Genomic DNA, 1,693 nt, shown 5'->3' on the forward strand with positions numbered 1-1,693 from the left:
CGCGATTCATCACCATGGAAATATTAAGGGCTTAATTATCGAGGAGTACCCAGCACAGCATAAGCAGATGCCGTCTGGTTGGGGTGAGGAATATCTATCAACTCCATGGGGTGAAAGAATGCAAACACACACTGTTATGGAGATCGAGTTAGAATCAAGACAAGTTGATTTTGAGGGCGATCTAGTTAAACTAGATTGTTTATCACTAATAATGTGGGGGGGAAGTGAAGGCTCAATATTGTCGGATGACGATATGGAATGTTATAGCAGGTGCCTTAGAAATATTAGGTTAGAAGTTTTTGAAGATGCAGGGCACGATATTCAGACGGAGCACTTTGATAGATTTGTTAAGGTTATAAATGCCTTTTTGATAGAGCTCGGATAAAAGCAAGCATACTGACGCTTATCGGAATCAAGGAGTAAAATAAAGGTAAATTTATCATTGTGGCGAATGATTTCTATAGGGTAGGGGGCAGAAATATTGAGTTTGGTTTTGTTTGATTATATTACCTATACCATAATGATATTGACAATGACACTTTCTAGATCATATCAAGAAGAGGCCATTTGGGGCTTGTTAATTCTCATTCCTATTTTTCTGATAAAAATTGTCTATACATTGGATACATACAAAAAGATGGGCACAACGTTAATTAAGCTTCGGAAGACTACTATGTCATGGAAGAGTACTTTAGTTATGTCGATAGTAGTCTTTTTTATCCTTGCATTAACTGACTTAGTGAGTCATAGCCATAAAGTTTGGCTACCAGTTCTTATTTTAGTAGTATTACAATCTCTATGTAAGAGATATTTAGAGAAATTTATACAAGATGGTTTAATGGAGAAAGTTATTTGCATCGATAACCATCTTATAGAATGGAACAGAGTGCGTTCATACAAATGGGTCTACGGTATGATGAAAATCAGATATTCAGAATACTTGTTTAAACATTCTGCTTTTATAATTGTTTTAGACGGGCAAAAGGCTGAGGTAGATGAATTATTTCAAAAGATGGTCAAGATTTGATATTCCTCTCGTACGACCTTTTGGACGAGTGGGCTTTACGTAACATTTAGAGATCTAGGAGCTAATTTGCACTATATTTTAAAAAAGGAGGACACATGAATATGAATGATATTTTAAAGATCGTAATCGCTTTATTAATAAGTACAGTGATGATAAAAATTCTTATGAATTTAATAAATCTTGGTGGTATAGATTTTGTAGGATTCTTTGAAGATTTATGGAAGAGAATAAAGAAATACAACTAATGGTACCAGCATTCAAATAAGGGCGCTGGTGCTATTATTTGTATTTCTTTATAGGACTCAATGGGCAACTTTCCGCAATCCTTGCTATCCACTCAATGCCTAATCAAGGTAAATAATTCTTTGCTGGCGAATGATTTCGATTTGTTAATAAAGTAGATTTGGAGGATGGGAGCATTTTTAAGAGATTTTCGGTATTGCTCATATTAGTCTTACTTTCGCTTATTACAGGCTGTACAAGTAAACAGAGTGTCCAGAACCTCGAAATCCCTAAAGCTGCAATGAAACAAGTTGCAGCAATTTACGGTGAAAATAACCCAGAAATAGTTAGCACAAAGCAAACTAGCGAAGAAACCTCAAAAAAACCGATGTATATTGTGGTCTTGAAAGGAAATTTCCATAAAGGGGACTTACATGCGAATAA

4 protein-coding genes are annotated in these 1,693 nt (G+C 35.2%); all 4 read left to right on the forward strand.

Annotated elements, in window-relative coordinates:
- Positions 1–385: alpha/beta hydrolase (locus tag VIM70_RS05910; RefSeq protein WP_331944813.1), on the forward strand; the 385-nt coding region annotated here is incomplete at its 5' end.
- Positions 386–481: 96 nt separating this feature from the next.
- A complete protein-coding gene (locus tag VIM70_RS05915) occupies positions 482–1,027 on the forward strand; it encodes a hypothetical protein (protein WP_331944814.1) in 546 nt (181 codons plus the stop codon).
- A 95-nt stretch (positions 1,028–1,122) separates the two neighbouring features.
- Complete coding sequence (locus VIM70_RS05920) at positions 1,123–1,272, forward strand: hypothetical protein (RefSeq protein ID WP_331944815.1); 150 nt, start codon at positions 1,123–1,125, stop codon at positions 1,270–1,272.
- 194 nt (positions 1,273–1,466) lie between these two features.
- A partial coding sequence (locus tag VIM70_RS05925; RefSeq protein ID WP_331944816.1) for a hypothetical protein occupies positions 1,467–1,693 on the forward strand: 227 nt, incomplete at its 3' end.

Source organism: Clostridium sp. (assembly GCF_036569345.1).
GTDB lineage: Bacteria > Bacillota > Clostridia > Clostridiales > Clostridiaceae > Clostridium_AD.

What these genes read in the sequence shown, in the direction of transcription:
- VIM70_RS05920 (WP_331944815.1), top strand. Translation starts at nt 1,123, where the DNA reads ATGAATATGAATGATATTTTAAAGATCGTAATCGCTTTATTAATAAGT.